General features: G+C 74.7%; 16 protein-coding genes. 12 read left to right on the forward strand and 4 right to left on the reverse strand.

Annotated elements, in window-relative coordinates; all coding sequences use genetic code 11:
- Nucleotides 1-51: 51 nt before the first annotated feature.
- The 8 genes from C2142_RS11705 (at nucleotide 52) to C2142_RS11740 (ending at nucleotide 7,813) form a co-directional block, all read left to right on the forward strand.
- Complete coding sequence (locus C2142_RS11705) at nucleotides 52-1,407, forward strand: ABC transporter substrate-binding protein (RefSeq protein ID WP_148642583.1); 1,356 nt, start codon at nucleotides 52-54, stop codon at nucleotides 1,405-1,407.
- Between the two features lie 22 nt (nucleotides 1,408-1,429).
- Nucleotides 1,430-2,425: a sugar ABC transporter permease gene (locus tag C2142_RS11710; RefSeq protein WP_148642584.1), complete on the forward strand. Its 996-nt coding sequence runs from the start codon at nucleotides 1,430-1,432 to the stop codon at nucleotides 2,423-2,425.
- 21 nt (nucleotides 2,426-2,446) lie between these two features.
- Nucleotides 2,447-3,352 (forward strand): carbohydrate ABC transporter permease, encoded by a 906-nt coding sequence (locus C2142_RS11715; RefSeq protein ID WP_148642585.1) that lies wholly within the window; start codon nucleotides 2,447-2,449, stop codon nucleotides 3,350-3,352.
- The gene (locus C2142_RS11720; RefSeq protein ID WP_148642586.1) at nucleotides 3,352-4,641 is read left to right on the forward strand and encodes a 6-phospho-beta-glucosidase; all 1,290 of its coding nucleotides are present in this window, start codon (nucleotides 3,352-3,354) and stop codon (nucleotides 4,639-4,641) included. The genes C2142_RS11715 and C2142_RS11720 overlap by 1 nt, the downstream gene beginning before the upstream one ends.
- Nucleotides 4,642-4,760: 119 nt before the next feature.
- A complete protein-coding gene (locus C2142_RS11725; protein WP_148642587.1) occupies nucleotides 4,761-5,780 on the forward strand; it encodes a BadF/BadG/BcrA/BcrD ATPase family protein in 1,020 nt (339 codons plus the stop codon).
- 123 nt (nucleotides 5,781-5,903) lie between these two features.
- Nucleotides 5,904-6,050, forward strand: a complete 147-nt coding sequence (locus C2142_RS11730; RefSeq protein WP_153882774.1) for a hypothetical protein — start codon at nucleotides 5,904-5,906, stop codon at nucleotides 6,048-6,050.
- Nucleotides 6,051-6,525: 475 nt separating this feature from the next.
- On the forward strand, nucleotides 6,526-6,756 hold the full coding sequence (locus tag C2142_RS11735; RefSeq protein ID WP_148644718.1) for a DUF397 domain-containing protein: 231 nt from the start codon (nucleotides 6,526-6,528) through the stop codon (nucleotides 6,754-6,756).
- 112 nt (nucleotides 6,757-6,868) lie between these two features.
- Nucleotides 6,869-7,813, forward strand: coding sequence for a GNAT family N-acetyltransferase (locus C2142_RS11740; RefSeq protein WP_148642588.1), 945 nt, complete (start codon nucleotides 6,869-6,871; stop codon nucleotides 7,811-7,813).
- A gap of 12 nt (nucleotides 7,814-7,825) precedes the next feature.
- On the opposite strand, the gene C2142_RS11745 is transcribed toward C2142_RS11740, so the two are convergent.
- Nucleotides 7,826-8,389, reverse strand: coding sequence for a DUF4291 domain-containing protein (locus C2142_RS11745; protein ID WP_148642589.1), 564 nt, complete (start codon nucleotides 8,387-8,389; stop codon nucleotides 7,826-7,828).
- 198 nt (nucleotides 8,390-8,587) lie between these two features.
- Here C2142_RS11745 and C2142_RS11750 point away from each other — a divergent pair, with 198 nt between their 5' ends.
- Nucleotides 8,588-9,721: a helix-turn-helix domain-containing protein gene (locus C2142_RS11750; protein ID WP_148642590.1), complete on the forward strand. Its 1,134-nt coding sequence runs from the start codon at nucleotides 8,588-8,590 to the stop codon at nucleotides 9,719-9,721.
- A gap of 535 nt (nucleotides 9,722-10,256) precedes the next feature.
- Nucleotides 10,257-11,009 (forward strand): SDR family oxidoreductase, encoded by a 753-nt coding sequence (locus C2142_RS11755; RefSeq protein WP_174315634.1) that lies wholly within the window; start codon nucleotides 10,257-10,259, stop codon nucleotides 11,007-11,009.
- A 157-nt stretch (nucleotides 11,010-11,166) separates the two neighbouring features.
- On the opposite strand, the gene C2142_RS11760 is transcribed toward C2142_RS11755, so the two are convergent.
- Together C2142_RS11760 and C2142_RS11765 are read right to left on the reverse strand one after the other, a co-directional pair.
- Nucleotides 11,167-12,774, reverse strand: coding sequence for an FAD-dependent oxidoreductase (locus C2142_RS11760; protein WP_148642593.1), 1,608 nt, complete (start codon nucleotides 12,772-12,774; stop codon nucleotides 11,167-11,169).
- Between the two features lie 53 nt (nucleotides 12,775-12,827).
- Nucleotides 12,828-13,754 carry a diiron oxygenase gene (locus tag C2142_RS11765; protein WP_148642594.1) on the reverse strand — a complete coding sequence of 309 codons (927 nt, stop codon included), beginning with the start codon at nucleotides 13,752-13,754 and terminating at the stop codon, nucleotides 12,828-12,830.
- 262 nt (nucleotides 13,755-14,016) lie between these two features.
- On the opposite strand from C2142_RS11765, the gene C2142_RS41520 reads away from it, so the two are divergent.
- Nucleotides 14,017-16,488, forward strand: coding sequence for a SpoIIE family protein phosphatase (locus tag C2142_RS41520; protein ID WP_148642595.1), 2,472 nt, complete (start codon nucleotides 14,017-14,019; stop codon nucleotides 16,486-16,488).
- A gap of 49 nt (nucleotides 16,489-16,537) precedes the next feature.
- Here C2142_RS41520 and C2142_RS11775 read toward each other — a convergent pair whose 3' ends face one another.
- A complete protein-coding gene (locus C2142_RS11775) occupies nucleotides 16,538-18,277 on the reverse strand; it encodes an aldehyde dehydrogenase family protein (RefSeq protein WP_148642596.1) in 1,740 nt (579 codons plus the stop codon).
- 207 nt (nucleotides 18,278-18,484) lie between these two features.
- On the opposite strand from C2142_RS11775, the gene C2142_RS11780 reads away from it, so the two are divergent.
- Nucleotides 18,485-19,696, forward strand: coding sequence for a helix-turn-helix domain-containing protein (locus tag C2142_RS11780; RefSeq protein WP_148642597.1), 1,212 nt, complete (start codon nucleotides 18,485-18,487; stop codon nucleotides 19,694-19,696).
- The last annotated feature ends 7 nt before the right edge of the window (nucleotides 19,697-19,703 follow it).

The raw sequence follows: 19,703 nt of genomic DNA on the forward strand, positions 1-19,703 counted from the left end.
CGGGACCCGAGGCAATGACGCCTGCCCGCGCACCCCCAGGAGGACCTCGAAGTGCACCCCACCACCTCGCGCAGAAGCCGCCGCAGCCTGGCCGCCGTCACCGGCAGCGCCCTCCTGGCCCTGCTCGCCACCGCCTGCACCGGCACCAACGACGCCGGCGGCAACGACGGCTCGGCCGCCGGCAAGGACGTCACCATCACCTTCTGGCACGGCTGGAGCCAGGACTCCGAGGTGAAGGCGATCAACGACAACATCGCCGCCTTCGAGAAGGCCCACCCGAACATCCACGTCAAGACCGTCGGCAACATCGCCGACGACAAGGTCAACCAGGCCCTGCGGGCCGGCGGCGACGACGCCCCGGACGTGGTCTCCTCCTTCACCACCAACAACGTCGGCATGTTCTGCTCGACCAAGGCCTTCGCCGACCTCAAGCCCTTCCTGGAGAAGGACAGGATCGACGCCGCGAAGACCTTCCCGGCCGCGATGCTCAACTACACGCAGTACCAGGGCAACCAGTGTTCCCTGCCGCTGCTCGGCGACGCCTTCGGCCTCTACTACAACAAGACCGCCTTCGCCGCCGCCGGCATCACCGCCCCGCCGAAGACCTTCAGCGAGTTCGCCGACGCCGCCGCCAAGCTGACCATCGCCGACGGCAACGGCTACAAGCAGCTCGGCTTCATGCCGCTCTACCACGGCTACGAGTCCACCACCGAGCACTTCCTCGGCCAGTACGGCCCGACCTACTTCGACAGCCCCGGCAAGTCGAACCTCGCCACCGACCCCAAGATCGCCTCCATGCTGAACTGGCAGAAGGGCCTGGTCGACAAGCTCGGCGGGTACGACAAGCTGGACAAGTACCGCGCCACCTTCGGCGAGGAGTTCAGCGCCAAGAACCCGTTCCACACCGGCCAGGTCGCGATGGCCATCGACGGCGAGTGGCGCACCGCCTCGCTCGCCGAGAACAAGCCCGACTTCGAGTGGGCCACCGCGCCGTTCCCGGTGCCGGACGACCAGGCCTCCACCTGGGGCCGCGGCTACCAGACCGGCACCATCGTCGGCATCGCCAGCAGCAGCAAGAAGCAGGCCGCCGCCTGGGAGCTGGTCAAGTACCTGACCACCGACACCGACGCCGTGGTCAGCTTCGCCAACGCGATCCACAACGTGCCGAGCACCTTCGACGCCCTCAACTCGCCGAAGCTGATCAGCGACCCGAACTTCAAGACCTTCCTTGACATCGCCAAGAACGCGAACTCCGGCACCACGCCGGCCAGTCTCAACGGCGGCGCCTACATCGTCTCGCTGCAGAACCTCGGCTACGCCTACGAGTCCGGCCAGCAGAAGGATCTCGCTGGCGGCCTCGCGGCCACCGCCAAGGAGATCGACGCCGCCATCGCCCAGGCCAAGTAGCCAGCGGCCCCACGGAGCTCCCATGTCACTCGCGCTCGGCACCCGCAAGGCCGGAGCGGCCGACCCGGCGGCGCCCTCCACGCAGCACCTGCTGCGCCGGAAGCGCCGCCGGGAGGCGGCCCGGACCCTCGCCTTCCTCTCCCCCTGGCTGATCGGCTTCAGCGTCTTCTTCCTCTACCCGCTGATCTCCACCGTCTACTTCTCCTTCATGAAGTACAACGGCTTCACCGCCCCCACCTTCAACGGCCTGAAGAACTGGGACTACGTCTTCAACGACTACCCGTCCTTCTGGCAGGGCCTGCGCAACACGCTCTGGCTCGTCGTCGTCATGGTGGCGCTGCGGGTGACGTTCGGCCTCGGCATCGGGCTGCTCATCACCAGGATCAAGACCGGCGTCGGCTTCTTCCGCACCGCGTTCTACCTGCCCTACCTGGCACCGCCGGTGGCCGCCACCGTCTCCTTCGCCTTCCTGCTCAACCCCGGCACCGGCCCGGTCAACCACTTCCTCGGCGAGATCGGCCTCCCCCAGCCCGGCTGGTTCGCCGACCCGGCCTGGTCCAAGCCCGCGCTCACCATGCTCGCCATGTGGGGCATCGGCGACCTGATGGTCATCTTCATGGCGTCCCTGCTGGACGTCCCGCAGGAGCAGTACGAGGCCGCCGAACTGGACGGCGCCGGCCCGCTCCAGCGCTTCCGGTACGTCACCCTGCCGAACATCTCGCCGATCATCATGTTCGCGGTGGTCACCGGGGTCATCCAGACCATGCAGTACTACACGCAGGCGATCGTCGCCGGGAAGGTCGCCGGCGGCATCGCGGGCAACTCCGGGCAGCAGTTCGAACCCGGCTACCCGCAGGGCTCCACCTGGACCCTGCCGCAGATGGTCTACAACCTCGGCTTCCAGCGCTTCAACACCGGCGCGGCCTGCGTCGTCGCCCTGGTGCTGTTCGCCATCTCCATGGCCGTCACCTCGATCCTGCTGCGCCGCAAGTCCGGCTTCATGGCGAGCGACGACTAGCGGACCAGTGAGGACACGATCATGACTCTCAGCACCACGCTCGCCAAGGCCCCCTCCGGCAGGTCCGGCGGGTCCGGCAGCGCCGCCGCCCGGGACGCCCGCCGGCGGGCCGCACTCCACTGGGTGGCCGTCCACTCGCTGGCCATCGCCGCCACGCTGTTCTTCCTGCTGCCGTTCGTCTTCGCCTTCCTCACCTCGGTGATGACGGACAACCAGGCGCTCACCACCGAGTACTGGCCCACCTCCTGGGAATGGGGCAACTACGCCAAGGTCTGGGACACCCCCGGGTTCCTCACCTGGTGGCGCAACACCCTGCTCTACGCCGGCCTCGGCACCGTCCTGACCGTCGTCTCCAGCCTCCCGGTGGCCTACGCGCTCGCCAAGTTCCGCTTCCGGGGCCGGAATCTGGCGCTGATGGCGGTCATCGCGATGATGATGCTGCCGCAGCAGGTCACCATCATCCCGATGTACCTGTTCTGGTCGAAGCAGATGCACCTCTCCGGCACGCTCTGGCCGCTGATCATCCCGATGGCCTTCGGCGACGCCTTCTCGATCTTCCTGCTCCGCCAGTTCCTGATGACCATCCCCAAGGAGTACATCGAGGCGGCGCGGATCGACGGCTGCGGCGACCTGCGCACCCTGCTGAAGGTCGTGCTGCCGATGGCCAGGCCGGCCATCGCCGCCGTCGCCCTCTTCCAGTTCTTCTACGCCTGGAACGACTACTTCGGCCCGCAGATCTACGCGAGCAACAACCCCGGCGCCTGGACCCTCTCCTACGGCCTGGAGTCCTTCAAGGGCGCCCACCACACCAACTGGAACCTCACCATGGCCGCCACCCTGCTGGTGATGGCGCCGGTGATCATCCTCTTCTTCTTCGCACAGAAGGCCTTCATCGAAGGCGTGACACTGACAGGGGTCAAGGGCTGATGTCCGCACTCAAGCTGGCCATCGTGGGCGGCGGTTCGACGTACACCCCGGAGCTGATCGACGGATTCGCCCGGCTGCGCGACACGCTGCCGATCGCCGAGCTCGTCCTGATCGACCCGGCCACCGACCGGCTGGAGCTGATCGGCGGGCTGGCCCGGCGGATCTTCGCCCGGCAGGGCCACCCGGCCGTCGTGTCGACCACGACCGACGTCGAGGCCGGTGTCGCCGACGCCGACGCGGTGCTGCTGCAACTGCGGGTCGGCGGACAGGCCGCCCGCAACCAGGACGAGACCTGGCCGCTGGAGTGCGGCTGCGTCGGCCAGGAGACCACCGGCGCGGGCGGCCTGGCCAAGGCGCTGCGCACCGTCCCGGTGGTGCTGGACATCGCCGAGAAGGTCCGCCGCACCAACCCCGACGCCTGGATCGTCGACTTCACCAACCCCGTCGGCATCGTCACCCGCGCCCTCCGAGCGGCCGGCCACAAGGCCGTCGGGCTCTGCAACGTCGCCATCGGCCTCCAGCGGCGGTTCGCCGGACACCTCGGCGTCGACCCGGAGCTGATCCGGCTCGACCACGTCGGCCTCAACCACCTCACCTGGGAGCGCGGCGTCACCCTGCTCGACGCGCCGGGCTCCGCCACCGGCCGGGAGGTGCTGCCGGAGCTGCTCTCCGGCTTCGGCAAGGAGATCGCCGACGACCTCCGCCTGCCGCAGCACGTCATCGAGCGGCTCGGCGTCGTCCCGTCCTACTACCTGCGGTACTTCTACCAGCACGACGTGGTCGTCGAGGAGCTGAAGGCCAAGGGCTCGCGGGCCGCCGAGGTCGCCGAGATCGAGCGGCAGCTGCTGGAGATGTACGCCGACCCCGCCCTCGACACCAAGCCCGAGCTGCTCGGCAAGCGCGGCGGCGCGTTCTACTCCGAAGCCGCGGTGCAGCTCATCGCCGCCCTGCTGGGGACGGACGGCCGCACGTCCGTGCAGGTGGTGAACACGCGCAACGACGGCGTGCTGCCCTTCCTGCCCGACGACGCGGTCATCGAGGTCCCGGCCGAGGTCGACGCCGCCGGCGTGCGCCCGCTGCCGCAGCGGCCCGTCGAACCGCTCTACGCCGGCCTGATCGCGGCCGTCACCGCGTACGAGCACCTCGCCCTGGACGCCGCCCTGCACGGCGGCCGCGACCGCGTCTTCGACGCCCTGCTCGCCCACCCGCTGGTCGGCCAGATCGAACTCGCCGACCGGCTCACGGACCGGCTGCTCGCCCACAACCGCGAGCACCTCGCCTGGGCCTGACCCGCCCCTTCCGTCCGGTCCGTCGCGCGCCCCCGGGCGCCGGCGGACCGGACCGCGAGGAGACCCACCACCCCCGGCCGGGGACAACGGCCGGGCCACGTACGAGCCGCGGGGACCTCATGACCCACCAGCCCGAACCACTCCTGCCCGGTGTACTCGCCATCGACGCCGGCAACTCCAAGACCGACGTCGCCCTCATCGGCGCCGACGGCACCGTCCACGGCACCGCCCGCGGCGGCGGCTTCGCCCCGCAGAAGGTCGGCGGCGCGGCCGCGGTCGCCGGCCTCGCCCCGCTGGTCGAGGAGGCCGCCGCGGCGGCCGGACTCTCCTTCCGCAGCGGCGTCCTGACCACCCACGTCAGCGCCTGTCTCGCCAACGCCGACCTCCCGGTCGAGGAGGAGGCCCTGCGCACCGCGCTGGAGTCCCACCCCTGGGGCGTCACCAACACCGTCGCCAACGACACCTTCGGCCTCCTCCGGGCCGGCACCGACGGCCCGCGCGGCGTCGCCGTCGTCTGCGGCGCCGGGATCAACTGCGTCGGCCTGCTCCCCGACGGCCGCACCGCCCGCTTCCCGGCCCTCGGCGAGCTCACCGGCGACTGGGGCGGCGGCAGCGGCCTCGCCATCAGCAGCATGTGGCACGCCGTCCGCGCCGAGGACGGCCGCGGCGGGCCCACCGCCCTCGCCCGGGCCATCGCCGAACACTTCGGCCTGCCGAGCACCGGCGCGGTGGCCGAGGCCATCCACCTCGGACACCTGCCGTGGGCCCGGCTGCACGAGATCGCCCGGGTGCTGTTCGCGGTCGCCGCGACGGGGGACGCCGTCGCGCTGGAGCTGGTCGACCGGCAGGCCGACGAGATCGCCCGGCTGGCGGTCGTCGCCCTCGGACGGCTGGACCTGCTGGACGAGCCGACGCCGGTGGTGCTCGGCGGCGGCGTGCTCGCCTCCCGGCAGCCGCTGCTGCTCGACAACCTGACGGCGCGGCTGGCCGCGGCCGCCCCGCTCGCGGAGCCGCGCGTCGTCGTCGCACCGCCGGTCCTGGGGGCGGCGCTGCTGGGCCTCGACCACCTGGGTGCCGGGGAGGCGGCGCAGGCCCGCGTGCGGGAGGCGTACGACCCGGCCCGGCGCGTGGCGGCGTAGCCGCCACATCCCGACCTCCCGTTCCCGCCGGGCCCGCACGCCCGGCGGGAACGGGAACCGGCGGGACCTTCGCCGCGTGTTCGCGGATGCTGCTGTCCGGCCACGCCTCGGGGGACTTGAGCCATGACCACGCCTTCCCGCCTGCTCCTCGCCGCCGCGCTGCTGTCCTGCGCCGCGCTCGCCGCCTGCGGCTGCTACGGGAACAAGTACGACCTGGTGCTCGACGCGCAAGGCCGGATCCTCCGCATCGAGGAGCTCTACCACCCCTGAGGGCCGGAGACCGGCGCCGCCCGGGTCCGCAGCTCGCCGTCCGCCTGGCAGACGCCTCCGTCGCTCGCGGCGTACGGGCGGGCGACGGCGCTGGCGGTGCTGGGCGGGCTCAGCGTGGGGGCGGCCCAGCTGGTGGCCGTCGCGGTGCGCGATCCGGCCCGGGCCGGTGGCGACGCGGTCGGCGGACGGGCCGGGAACCCCTACCGGACACCGGTGTTGTGGCGGCTGCACGGGGCCGCGACGCTGCTGGTGGTGCCGCAGTTCACGGTGTCGGTGTTCGCCCTGGTCTTCCTGGTGGACGAGCGCGGCTGGTCACCGTCGGCGGCCGGAGTGCTGGCGGTGCTAGCGGCGGGCGTGTTCAGCGGCTCCGGGGTGGCGGTGGCGTTCCCCGCTGGCCGCCACGGTGGTGGCACCGATGCACGAGAAGCCGGCCCGGCCGGCGTGACCTCCCCTTCGCAACCTCCCTTCGGACGGGATGCCGGGTTGGTCAGAGCTGAGCTACGCCGAGTGGCGAAAGAGCAAGTTCAGCGCCGAGCAGGGCAACTGCGTCGAGGTTGCCGGCGGCTTCTCCGGCGTCCTCCCCAACTGGGACTCGAAGGATCCGGATGGCCCTACGCTGGTCTTCCCGGCCGACGCCTGGTCGCGGGCGGCTGCGAGATCTCGCACCCGGTCGTCCACTGACGCCTGTCACCCCACCCTCGGGTGACGATCCGCCGCACCCGGGTGCCCCCGCTGGGCCCGGTGAAGGTCCGGTTCCCGCGTGAGCGGCCCGGGCAATCCGGTGGACGGCGCGGGCCCCGGTGGCGCAGAGTCGCGTCATGCCTCGTCCCCCTCTGCCCTCCCTCCCGGCCCGGTACCGGACGCGGCCGGCGACCGCCGCCGATGCCCCGGCGATCCATCGGCTGATCACCGCGCGGGCGCGGGAGCTGCCCGGCGGCCTCGACAGCGCGCCCGAGGGCGGCCTCGACGCCGTGGCCGCCGACCTCGAACTGCCCGGACTGGACCCGGCGCGCGACACCCTGCTGGTCGAGGACGCGGCGGGCCGGGTCGTCGGGCGCGCGTGGGTGCACGGACGCCGGAGCAAGGTGGACGTCCACCCGGCCCACCGCGGCGGGGGGTTGGGCGCCGCACTGCTCGACTGGGCCGAGGCGCGGGCCCGGGAGGCCGGCGGCGAGCGGCTCTCGCAGACCCTGCCGGACGGCGACCGGGCGGCCGCCGGGCTGCTGCGCTCGCGCGGCTACGAGCCGTTCGTCACCGAGTGGCTGCTGGAGATCGCGCTGCCCGCCGCGGGCGGGGTGCCCGCCCCGCCGGACGGCGTCACCGTGCGGCCGTTCCGGCCCGGGGACGAGCGCGCCGCGTACCAGCTGACCGAGGACGCCTTCGACGAGTGGCAGCAGCGGCGCAAACCCTACGAGGAGTGGGCGCTGCACACCGTCGAGCGGGACACCTTCGCTCCCGCGCTCTCGCCGGTGGCGTTCGCGGGCGGCGAGATGGTCGGCGCGGTGCTGTCGCTGGACCTGCCGCACACCGGCGAGGGCTACGTCGAGCGGGTCGCGGTACGGCGGGACCACCGCAACCGGGGGATCGCCCGGACGCTGCTGCACGAGGCCTTCCACGCGTTCCACCGGCGCGGGCGGCAGGCGTGCACACTGTGGACGCACTCGGAGACGGGCGCGCTGTCGCTGTACCAGCGGGTGGGGATGACGGTGCGGCGCAGCTCGTCCGTCTACGGCAAGGCCCTCGTCCGTGCCTCGGACGGGTGACCCGGACGGGCGTCAGGCGAGCCGTCGGGCCAGCTCCGCCGGCAGCGGGTAGGGCCGCTCCGGCGGGAGGAGGCGCTGGGCCTTGGCCGTCTGGCCGTTCTGCACCAGGGCGGCGATCTTCCGGACCTGCGGGGTGAGGTCGGTGATCCCGGTGATCCACTCCTCGGCGTAGGCGCGGATCAGCGAGCGGCCGACGCCGACCTGGATGCTGTAGTGGTTCAGCGCGGCGCCGCGCAGGGACCGCTCGGGGTCCCACTGCACGTGGACCTCGGCGCGGGCGACGGCGGCCGGGTCGGCGGTGGTCAGGACGGCGCGGGAGAGCGCCTCCTCCCAGCCCGCACGGGTGATCCGGACGGCGAGGACGCGCTCCTGGCCGGGCTTCTGCGCCCAGTTGCTGCGGTGCATGAGCCAGCGGAAGGACGGCTTGATCCACGTCATCCGCCCGAAGGAGAACGGCGGCACGAAGCGGCCCGCCGCCACCGTCGGACCGGCCACGGCCGGGGCGTAGGCCTGGTACACGACGATGGTGGAGGCGTCGTGGTCGGCACGGATCTCACGGAGGCTCGGCTGCTGCACGGGGTCCACCGTGCCCGCCGGCCACCGCCCGGGGCGAACGGTTTTCCGCCGCGGGTGCCGGAGCCGGCGGCGCGGCGCACGGCCGGCCGAAGGCCCGGCGCAGAGCGGGTGGCCGCCCCGTGCGGGCCGTGAGGGGTCCGGTAAAATTCGGCCCCGGAACCCGCACGGCGGGTTGTTTCGGGGGCGGAGCAGAGCGGCATGACGGCTGGAATCGATCAGGACATCTCCGGCTCACCCGACGTACCCGCCGAGCTGAGCCGGCGCTACCTCGACCTGCTCGGCGACGTCTCCCGGACCGGACGACTGCTCCGCCGCAGCGAGTTGGAGAGCCTGCGGACGCTCGGCGAGCGCGGGGCGGAGACCGGCCACGGGCTGCAGCGGATGGCGGCGCACTGCCTGGCCGCCACCCGGCAGGCCTGGCGGACGCTGCCCGGGATCACCGCCGCCGTGACCGTCGCCGACCTGCGCCGCACCGGTGACGCCGTGCTCGCCGCGACCGAGGCGGCGCTCGCCGCGCTGGGCGAGGGGCACGAGCGGGCGCAGCGGACGGCGGTGCGCCAGGAGGAGGCGGCGCGGCGGGAGTTCATCGACGACCTGCTGTACGGGCGCAGCGACCTCGGCCTGCTCGCCGAGCACGCCGAGCGGTTCGGGCTGCGGCTGGCCGGCGGGTACTCCGTCGCGGTGGCGGTCGGCGACGTGCCCTACGCGGATGTCCACCCGCTGGTGCACCGGGTGGAGCGGGAGCTGGTGGGCCGGTTCGGCGACCGGGACGTGCTACTGGCGACCAAGGACGGCCGGCTGGTCTGCATCGCGCCCGACTGCGACCGCGCGGTGCTGGAGGCCTTCGCCGACCTGGCGCTGCGTCCGGGCCAGGGCTACCGGCCGGTGCTGCGGGTGGCGACCGGCCGCCGGCACTCGGGCGCGGGCGGCGTGGTGCACAGCTACGAGGAGGCGCTGGGCGCGCTGGACTACGCGGAGCGGCTGGCGCTGCCCGCACAGCGGTTGAAGGCGGAGGAGCTGCTGGTCTTCCCGGTGCTGATGCGCGACCGGGAGGCCATGGCCGACCTGGTGCGCAATGTGCTGGGCCCGCTGACCGCGGCCAGGGGCGGCGCCCGGCCGCTGCTGGACACCATCGCGGTGCAGGCCGAGACCGGGTACGTGAACGCGGAGGCGGCCCGCCGGCTGGGCCTGAGCGTGCGGACGCTCGGCTACCGGCTGGAGCGGATCCGTGCGCTGACCGGCTACGACCCGGCGGACGCGCTGCACCGCTACACCCTGGAGACCGCCGCGATGGGCGCGCGGCTGCTGAACTGGCCCGAACAGGTGCTCTGACCGACGGCCCGCACCGGCGCCGCCGCGTGTTCCAGGGTGCCAAGACGGCGTCAAGACTGCCGGATCCTGGCAATGTGCGAACCGGCTCCGGGCTGTCACGATCACCGTGGCGCGCCGGAGGGGGCGCCACGGGAGCAGGCAGGGGGCGTGGCCCGGCGGGGGGATCGTCGAGGCCGGGCCGGGCTTCCCGGCGGCGTTCCCCTCCTTCGCACCGATGGTGGTCACCGGGTACCGGCTGCTCGTCCTGCCCGGTGGCGTCGGGGCCGACGCCCTGCACGGGGGTCACGGCGTCGGCCGCGGGGGCCGGGGTCCCGCACGGGGTCACGGCGCCGATCCCCACATCGGCGTCGCGACCGGGGGCACCCGGGGCACGACGCCGGCCACCACGGAGACGGGGCCGGCGGCGAGGCCCGCCCCCGACCTCGGCCCGCACCCGCACCCGCACCCGCACCCGCACCCGCACCCGCACCCGCACCCGCACGGGATGTTACTGCTCGGTAGCATCGCCGGAGGGAGAACTCTTCGAGGGGGCGCGATGGAACGGCAGCGGACCGCGGTGGTGTCCGGGGGTGGGACGGGGATCGGGCGGGCGATCGCCGCCGAACTCGCCGGGGAGGGCTACCGGGTGGCGATCCTCGGCCGGCGGGCCGAGGTGCTGGCGCACACGGCCGCCGCGATCGGTGCGGGCGTGGTGCCGGTCGCGGCCGACCTGACCGTGGCCGCCGAGGTGGAGCGGGCCGCCGAGGAGATCGCGGCACTGGGGCCGGTGGACGTGCTCGTCAACAACGCGGGCGCGGTGATCACCCCGCCCGCCGACGCCGGCCTGGCGGCGCTCGCCGAGGCCTGGCGGCGCGACCTGGACACCAACCTGCTGACCGCCGTCCTGCTCACCACCGCACTGGCCGGCCACCTCCGGCGCCCCGGCGGCCGGCTGATCCTGATCAGCTCCGCGGCCGCCCAGCGCGGCGGCGCCGGCCCCCACTCGGCCGGCTCGTACGCGGCCGCCAAGGCCGCCCTGCACGGCTGGGCGTTCGGCCTGGCCCGCCAGTTCGGGCCGGACGGGATCACCGTCAACGTCCTCGCGCCGGGCTACGTCGCGGACACCGAGATCTTCGGCGCCGACTGGAGCGAGGAGTTCCACGCCGGCAAGGTCGCCGCCACCCTGGTCGGCCGCGCCGGCACCCCCGAGGACGTCGCCGCCGCCGTCTCCTACCTGGCCTCGCCCCGCGCGGGCTACCTGACCGGCCAGATCATCGGCCTCAACGGTGGCGCGGTCCTGGGCCGTTGAGGCCGCGCCGGTCCGCCGGGACAACGGCCGCCCCGCCCGGCACGACCGGAGTGCACGTCACCACCCCGGCCGTGCACCGGCCCGTCGGTCCGTCGGTCCGTCGGTCCGTCGGTCCGTCGGTCCGTCGGTCCGTCGGTCCGCCGGGACGCCCGGCAGGTCAGCGGCGTGCCGCGGCCAGCAGCTCGGGCACGGTGGCGAACTTGACGCGGGGGCGGCCGGCGGCCTCGCCGAGGGTGCGTTCGGTGCGGTCGATGGCGCGGAGCTGCTTGAGCCCGAGGGAGTCCGGGCGGCGGGTGCGGACGAGGCGGGCGAAGTCCCTGGCGGTGCCGGTCGGCTCGGGGAGGGCGCCGGCGACGGCGTCGTCGAGGAAGGCGTCGACGGTCTGCTGGGCACAGGCCCGGTTGGCGCCGATGCCGCCGGAGGGGCCGCGCTTGGCCCAGCCGACGACGTAGGTGCCGGGCAGCGGCCGGCCGGTGGCCGGGTCGAGGACGCGGCCGTCACGGCTCGGGAGGGCGGCGGCGTCCCGGTCGAAGGGGAGGCCGGGCACGGGCACACCGCGGTAGCCGATGGACCGCACGACCAGGCCGGCCTCGATCACCGTGCCGCCCGCCTCGACGCCCGTCACGCGGTCGTCGCCGGCCAGCGCGGTGGGCGTGGTGAGGAAGCGCAGCACGATCCGCCGGCCGGGGCGCGGCGGCCGCGCGGTGTCGACGGTCTCCATCGGAAGTCCCGCGAGCAGCGCGGCCTTGGAGCCGGGCGCGGCGGCGTCGACGGCGGCCCGGACGTCCGGGTGGTCCTCGACGACGAGGTCGACACCGGGCAGGTGCCGCAGGGCGAGGAACTCGGGCCGCGTCCAGGCGGCGTCCTCCGGGCCGCGCCGGGCGAGCAGCACGACCTCGCGCACCCGGCTGCCGCGCAGGGCGGCGAGGGCGTGGTCGGCGATGTCGGTGGCGGCGAGCTGCCCGGGGTCGAGGAGGAGGATCCGGGCGACGTCGACGGCGACGTTGCCGTTGCCGATGACGACGACGCGTTCGGCGGTGAGGTCGACGGCGTCGGCGGGCACGGTGGGGTCGGCGTTGTACCAGCCGACGAGGGTGGTGGCGGGCAGGCTGCCGGGGAGGTCCTCGCCGGGCAGGCCGAGCCGGCGGTCGGCGGCGGCACCGACGGCGTAGACCACCGCGTGGTGGTGGGCGGCGAGTTCGGCGTGGGTGAGGTCGCGGCCGATCTCGACGTTGAGGTGGACGGTCAGGCGCGGGTGGTGGAAGACGGACGCGAAGCTCTCGGCGATCCGCTTGGTGGCCTGGTGGTCGGGGGCGACGCCGTGCCGGAGCAGTCCGCCGGCGACCGGCAGGCGGTCGATCATGGTGATCTCGGCGCCGGTGGTGCGCAGCAGCGACTGGGCGGTGTAGCCCGCGGAGGGGCCGGTGCCGACGATGGCGATGCGCGGCGTGCCGAGGCCGCCCGGCAGGCTGCGGGGGAAGGTCGGCGCTCCCCAGGCGTGGTCGCTGGGGTGGTCGCGGTAGTAGTCGCGGTTGAGGTCGCCGAAGACGGCGTCGGGCCCGGCGAGCCGGTCGACGGGGTGGACGGCGTCGACCGGGCAGGCGTCGGCGCAGGCGCCGCAGTCGATGCAGGCGGCCGGGTCGATGTACAGCATGTCGGTGCTGCCGAAGTCCGGTTCCCCGGGGGTGGGGTGGATGCAGTTGACCGGGCAGACGGAGACGCAGGACGCGTCGTTGCAGCAGGTCTGGGTGATCGCGTAGGCCATGGCCGGGAGTGGTCCTCGCTGCGTGGGGGTCGGGGGGCCGGTACGGCGGGGGGTCAGAGCATGTGGACGCGGCGGTAGACCGCCGCGGAGGCCTTGGTGAGCAGGCCGCACTCGGCGAGGAAGGCCATCAGGTGGCGCGAGCTGGTGCGCATCATCGCCTTGCGGTGCTCGTTGGCGCGCACCTCGGCGACGGCCCGCTCGCGGTCGAGCCCGGCGGCCGTGTAGACGCCGGGGTGCACCATGCTGCTGACGATGACGTAGGCCCCGGCGGCGATCCCCGTCGCGGCGGCCCGCCGGCGCGCGGGCGAGGCCCCGCGCATCCGCTCGCGGATCTGCTGGCGGGCGAACTTCATGTGCCGGGACTCCTCGACCACGTGGATCCGGGAGGTGCCGCGGACGATGTCGAGGACGTTCCCGCCGCGCATCCAGTCGCGCTGCATGACGTCGAGCACCTCCTCGGCGACCAGGATGCCGCCGTAGGCGAGTTCGCCCCGGGCGGTGGCCTTGAAGAGGCGGCCGGCCTGGGCGATCACCGGGTTCGGCCGGTACTGGGGGACGCCCATCTTCTCGCAGGCGCGGGCGAACATGATCGAGTGCCGGCACTCGTCGGCGATCTCGGTGAGGGCGAAGCGGAACTCGGCGCCGGCCGGGTTCTTGAGGTACTGGTCGCGCAGCACCATCTGCTGGAGGATCATCTCGAACCAGATGCCGGTGGTCATGATCGAGCAGACCTCGTGCCGGGTCAGGGTGACCCGCTGCTCCTCGGTCATCTCGTCCCAGAGCCGGGTGCCGTAGAGGGTGCTCCACTCGGCGTTGAGCCCGTAGTCGCCCGCGGGGAGCGGGGCGTCCCAGTCGATCTCGGTCGCCGGGTCGTAGGAGAGGGTCGCGGCCGAGTCGAGCAGCCGCTTCGAGACGTCGTCGTCGGCCTCGGTGTGGCCGTGGATTCCTGCCGCCGCGCCGGTCGCGCCGGTCCGGGTCATGACTGCCTCCAGGTGCATGCCCTGCGCGGGCTTCCCGCCGTTCCCGCTTATTAGACGGAGAGTACAATAAGAGCCCCGGAGCGAGAAGCCCCCGCGCATCCGCCGGTACGCGCCCGCCCCGCCCACGCACCCCGCACCCCGCGCGTCACGCATCCGCGCGTGCCCCTGCCCGGCCGAGTCCTGGCGGCCGAGGGATGATGGCGGAGGCGGACGTGAGCGGCCGGTCGACGGCCGACGTGGCGAGAACACATCCGAGGTGCGCATGGACAGCCGGCGGTTCCCCTTCGTCGACAGCGCGGCCGGGGCCCTGCTCGACGCGGACGGCAGGATCATCCGCTGGACGCCGGAGGCCGAGCAGCTGCTCTCCCTGCGCGCCGACCAGGCATGCGGCCGGCGCGTCCGGGAGCTGCTCGCCGATCCGGCCACCTGGCCCGCCCTGCTGGCGGAGCGGGCACCGGACGCCTGGTCCGGCCGGGCCGTGGTGCGCTCGGGGCGGGGCGAGGAGCTGGGGATCGTCTTCCAGGTGCTGCCGCTCGCGGACGGCGGGGAGGGCGCCCCCGCTCCCGCCTCCCGCTACTTCGTCCTCGCCGCCCCCGCCGGTCTGGTCGCCCAGTGGCGGCAGGACCAGGCGTTCACCCGGGAGCTGTTCCTCCAGGACCGCGTCGGCCTCGCCGTCTTCGACGAGCGGCTGCGGCTGATCAGGACCAACACCCACCTGCTCCCCTACACCGGCCTCCCGCCGAACCTGAACGGCCACCGCCTCGGCGACTTCCTCCAGCCCGACGACGCGGCGACGGTCGAACGCCACCTCCACGACGTGCTGGAGACCGGCCGGCCGCTGGTGCTGACCGAGGAGCTCGTCCGGACGATCGACAATCCGGGCACCGGCGCGGTGATGGCGGTCTCCGCGTTCCGGCTGCAGGCCCCCGACGGGCACGCGATCGGCGTCACCGCGCTCTTCACCGACGTCACCGAACTCCACCGCTCGGGCGAACGCCTGGCCGTGCTGCACCGGGCCACCGCGGCCGTCGGCGGCTCGCTCTCCGTGACCGGCACCGCCGAGGAGCTCGCCGCCGTCCTCGCGCCCGGGCTGGCCGACCTGGCGGTGGTCGAGGTCGCCGAGGCGGTGTTCACCGGCGAGGAGCCGACCCCCGACCGGGACGGCCGGCTGTGGCTGCGCCGGACCGCCGTCGCCGCGGGGCCCGGGACCGGCCCGCCCGCTGCCGGCCCCGCCGCCGACGCCGCCGACGCCGTCGGCGAGTCCGTCACGGTCCCGACCACCGAAGCCGCCACCGCCTCCCCCGCCGCCCTCTCCCCCACCGCGATGACCGCCCCGCTCCGGGCCCGCGGGGCCCTGCTCGGCCGGGTGACCGTCCGGCGGGCACCCGGCCGCCCGCCGTACGAGCCGGCCGACCTGGACCTGCTGCGCGAGATCGCCGCCCGGGCCGCCCTCGCCCTGGACAACGCGCGCCGCTACACCCGCGAGCGCCGGGCCGCCGTCGGGCTGCAACGCAGCCTGCTGCCGCCGTCGCAGGCGGAGACCGCCGCCGTCAGCGCCTCCAGCGTCTACCTGCCGACCGACACCGCCACCGGCGTCGGCGGCGACTGGTTCGACGTGATCCCGCTCTCCTCCGCCCGGGTCGCGCTGGTCACCGGGGACGTGGTCGGGCACGGGCTGGAGGCCAGCGCCACCATGGGGCGCCTGCGCACCGCCGTCCGCACCCTCGCCGACCTGGACCTGGAGCCGGACGAGCTGCTCGTCCACCTCGACGACCTGGTCTCCCGGCTGCTGGTCGAGGCCGACGAGCCCGGTGGCCAACCCGGCGACCGGGCGGACGGCCGGACGGACGGCCGCCCGGAGGACGAGGGGTGGCCCGCCCCGCGCCGCGCCGTCGCCTCCGGCGCGACCTGCGTGTACGCGGTCTACGACCCGGTGTCCCGGCGGTGCGCGATCGCCTCCGCCGGCCACCCGCCGCCGGCCGTCGCCGCCCCGGACGGCACCGTCGAGTACGTGCCCGTGCAGCCGGGCCCGCCGCTGGGCGTCGGCGGCCTGCCGTTCGAGGTGACGGAGGTCGAACTGGCCCCCGGCAGCATCCTGGCGCTCTACACCGACGGCCTGATCCACGGCCGCGGCGGCGACCTCGACGACGGCATGGCCGAGCTCCGCCGCCGGCTCGCCCTGCCCGGCGTCACCACCACGCCGCTGCCCGAGCTCGGCCGGACCCTCGTCGCCGGCCGTCCCGCGGACCTGCGCGGCGACGACGTCACCCTGCTGCTGGCCCGCACCCGCGCGGTGCCGCCGGGGGCCACCGCCGTCTGGCCGGTGGACCCCGACCCCGCCGCCGTCGCCCTCGTCCGCGAGCGCACGGCGGAGCAGCTGCGCGCCTGGGGGCTGGAGGACCTGGTCTTCACCACCGAGCTGGTGCTCAGCGAGCTGGTCACCAACGCGATCCGCTACGCGGGCGGCCCGGTCGAGGTCCGGCTGATCCTCGCCGAGCGCCTGACCTGCGAGGTCTCCGACCCCAGCGCGACCCAGCCCAGGATGCGCCGGGCCCGCCTCACCGACGAGGGCGGCCGCGGCCTCTACCTGGTCGCCCAGCTCACCGACCGCTGGGGCAGCCGCTACACCCGCCACGGCAAGACCATCTGGGCCGAACAGGAACTGCCGCAGTCCCAGCCCCAGTCCAAGGAACCGCAGTCCAAGGAACCGCAGTCCCGGGAAGCGCAGCCCTAGGAGCCCCGGACCCCGCGGCCCCGGGCTCCGCGGCCAGGGGGCCCGGTGGTCAGGCCCGGAAGGCCGCCGCGAAGACACCCGGCATCCGCGCCCACGAGGGCCGGGCCGCGAACCGGGTGAGCCGACGTCCGGTCAGCGCCGCGCTGCGGGCCGTGACGAACCACGGCGGCTTCGGGAAGAGCGCCCACTCGCCGCCCGCCACCGACCGCGGGAACGGCCGGAACGGTCCCCGGACGACCGTCCGCTCCGGCCCGTCGATCAGCAGCGCGTTGTGGACGACGCCGATCCCGCTCTGCGCGTCGTCCACCGTGTGCCCGGGGTAGGCGCCCCACGGGGCGGTCGCGGTGAGGAAGCCGAGCGCCGTCCAGGCGTTGACGGCGATCGTGCCGTACCGCAGCGCGGCGAGCGCGTCGTCGAAGGCCGGGCCGAGGCGCCTGAGCGTCGCCGGGTCGACCAGGATGTTGGCGCCGAGGGTGCCGACCAGATCGCGGTTGGCGGTCTCGACCGCCCGGTCGAGGAATTCGGCGCCCGTCCCGGGCAGGGTGAGCACGCCGAGCACCGGCGCGAAGTACTCGGTGGTCTCCAGCGTCGCCGCGTCCCGGCCGTCGCCGAGGTCGACCAGCAGACGGGAGCCCTCGGCGCCCTGCCACTCGGCGCCCGGGTGGCTCGCCGCCGCGTCGGCCAGCCGCTGGGCGCTGCCCGGGTACCAGGCGGGCCGTGCCGGGAGCCGCTCCAGCGCCGTGCGGAGCAGCCGGAGGAAGGTCTCGCGCTGCGGCCAGTCCTCGCCGAGCAGCACCAGCTGCGTGGCGATGCAGTTGTGGCCGCTGTTGTGCAGGCGCTGGGTGGCGATGTGCTCGGCCTGGTAGCGCAGGTCGGCCTCGCTCCACTCGCCGGGGACCACGATGACCGGGGAGACGCCGCCGAGTTCGCTGGTCATCGGCTTGGTGAGGAGCGGTGTCCCGGCGGCCTTGCGCGCCCTGCCCTCCTCCCCCGGCCCGAAGGCCACCACGTCGTGGGTGGCGAGGCTGCCGGTGATGTGGACGTGCGCGACGCCGGGATGGTGGGCGAGGTAGCCGCCGACGTCCCCGCCGCCGGAGACGATGCGCAGCACGCCGTACTCGATCAGCGGGGCGAGCGCGCGCCGGTAGACGGGCTCCAGGTCGCCGAGGACGGGGTTGAGCTTCAGCAGGACGACCCGGTTGTGGGCGATCAGCTCGTACAGCACGTCCAGCGGCGCGATGGAGGTGATGTTGCCGGCGCCGAGGACGAGGCCGACGCCGCCGGTCCGCTGCGGGTCGAGCGCGCCGAGGCCGGCCCGGCGGCGTACGGTCTCCGCATCCGTGCCGGGCGGCATCCACACCTCGGCGGTGAAGCCGTTCAGCAGCAGCCGGTCGTGGGCGGTGAGCGGCAGGACGGGAACGGTCACCCGCCCGCCGGGCGCCCGGCCGAACCGCGCGCCGTCCAGCGGGCTGCGGCCCGCCGCGACCGCCCGCAGCGAGCGGGCGAGCGCGTCGAGGGAGGTCAGCAGGGCGTACGGGCCGGACATCCACTCCTCACCGGTCAGCGGGGAGTCGTCCGCCAGCAGCTTGATCCGGCTCGCCGTCCGCACCCAGGCCTGTGCCTCGGCGGCGACGGCGGCGTGGACGCGGCCGAGCAGGGTGACCCGCCCGGTGAGCGGGGTCGCTGCCCACCGGCGCTCGCCGTCGGCCAACTCGGCGAGCAGCGCGTCCAGTTCGGGCCTCGCGCCGGGCTCGGCCGGGGCGCTGCCGGCGGGGGTGGCGACGGTCATGTTGGCTCCCTCGTTCGCGTCCGCCCGCGCGGGCGGGCGCCGTGCTGCCCGCCGGGCGGGCCTGGGTGCGGGCACAAGAGTCCCGTGACGGTGCCACGATGGCGCAGGCCCGGCCCGCGGCGCCATGGGCGGGCGCCCCGCGTTGTCCCGAGCCGTACTGTGCGGCCGCACAGTCGAGCCGGCACCGGCGGCGGGTACGGTGACCGCATGGGCGCCCTGCGAGACACCGCACAGCTCGACGACGTGTTCGCCGAGATCCTCGCCTCGGTCGAGGACCTCACCGACGAGACCGTCCGCAAGATCGCCGCGGACGAGGCCGGTTACGTCGAGAACCGGCTGCCCCCGGACCTGCTCCGCGCCCTCGTCCGCGCCAACATCGAGGCCGTGCTGCGCGCGGAGTCCGGCGGTCCGGACGACGGCGACGAGACCGCCCGCTGGACCGGCCGGGTCAAGGCCGAGCACGGCGTGCCGCTGCCGGCGCTGCTGCACGCCTTCCGGCTGGGCGGGCTGGAGATCTGGGAGTGGGCCATCGCCCGCGCCGGCACCGGCGCCCAGGCCACCACGCTGCTGCAGCGGTCCTCGCGCTTCTGGGCCGTGCTGGACCGCTTCTCCACCGCCGCGACCGAGGCCTACCGCCAGGTGGCCGACGACCGGGAGCGCCAGGAGGAGGCGGCCCGCCGGATCATGCTGCTCGGCGTCTTCGAGGGCACGTCGCGCGCCACCGGCCTCCCGCGCGCCCTGGGCCTGCCGGACCACGCGTCGTACCGCGTGGTCGTCGGCGAACTCGGCCCGGACGGCGCGGACCCGCTGCCCGGCATCGCCGCCCGGCTGGCGGCCCTGCACGTGCCGTCCGTGTGGACCACCGAACTGGGCGAACGGCTCGGCCTGCTCGCCCAGACCGGCGAGTCGGAGACCGCGGCCACCCTCCGCGTCCTCGGCCCGGCCGCCGCCAGGGTCGGCGTCAGCCGCCCGTTCACCTCCCCGGCCGGCGCGCCGGAGGCCCTGCGGCAGGCCCGGATCGCCCTGGAGTGCGTGCCCCGGTCCGGCACCGGCGTGCACTGCCACGGCACCGCGCCGATCGACGCCCTGCTCGCCGCGCATCCCGCGTCCGCCGCCGAACTCGGCGCCGACGTCCTCGGTCCCCTGCTCGCCGGCGAGGACGGCGGCCGCGCCCTGCTCGCCACCCTCGACGCCTGGTTCGCCGCCGACGGCTCCACCGCGGAGGCCGCCCGCCGCCTGCACTGCCACCGCAACACCGTCCTCTACCGCCTGTCGAGGATCGCCGAGCTCACCGGCCGCACCCCCACCCGCCCGGCCGACGCCGCCGAGCTCTACGCGGCGCTCCGTGCCCACCGCCTCGGCGCGGCACGGTCGTTCCCGGCCCCTTCCGCCGCCTCCACCGCGGAGCCGCGCGGGTGAGGTCCTC

This window comes from Streptomyces sp. CB01881 (assembly GCF_002953255.1).
In the GTDB taxonomy this organism is placed as follows: Bacteria; Actinomycetota; Actinomycetes; order Streptomycetales; family Streptomycetaceae; genus Kitasatospora.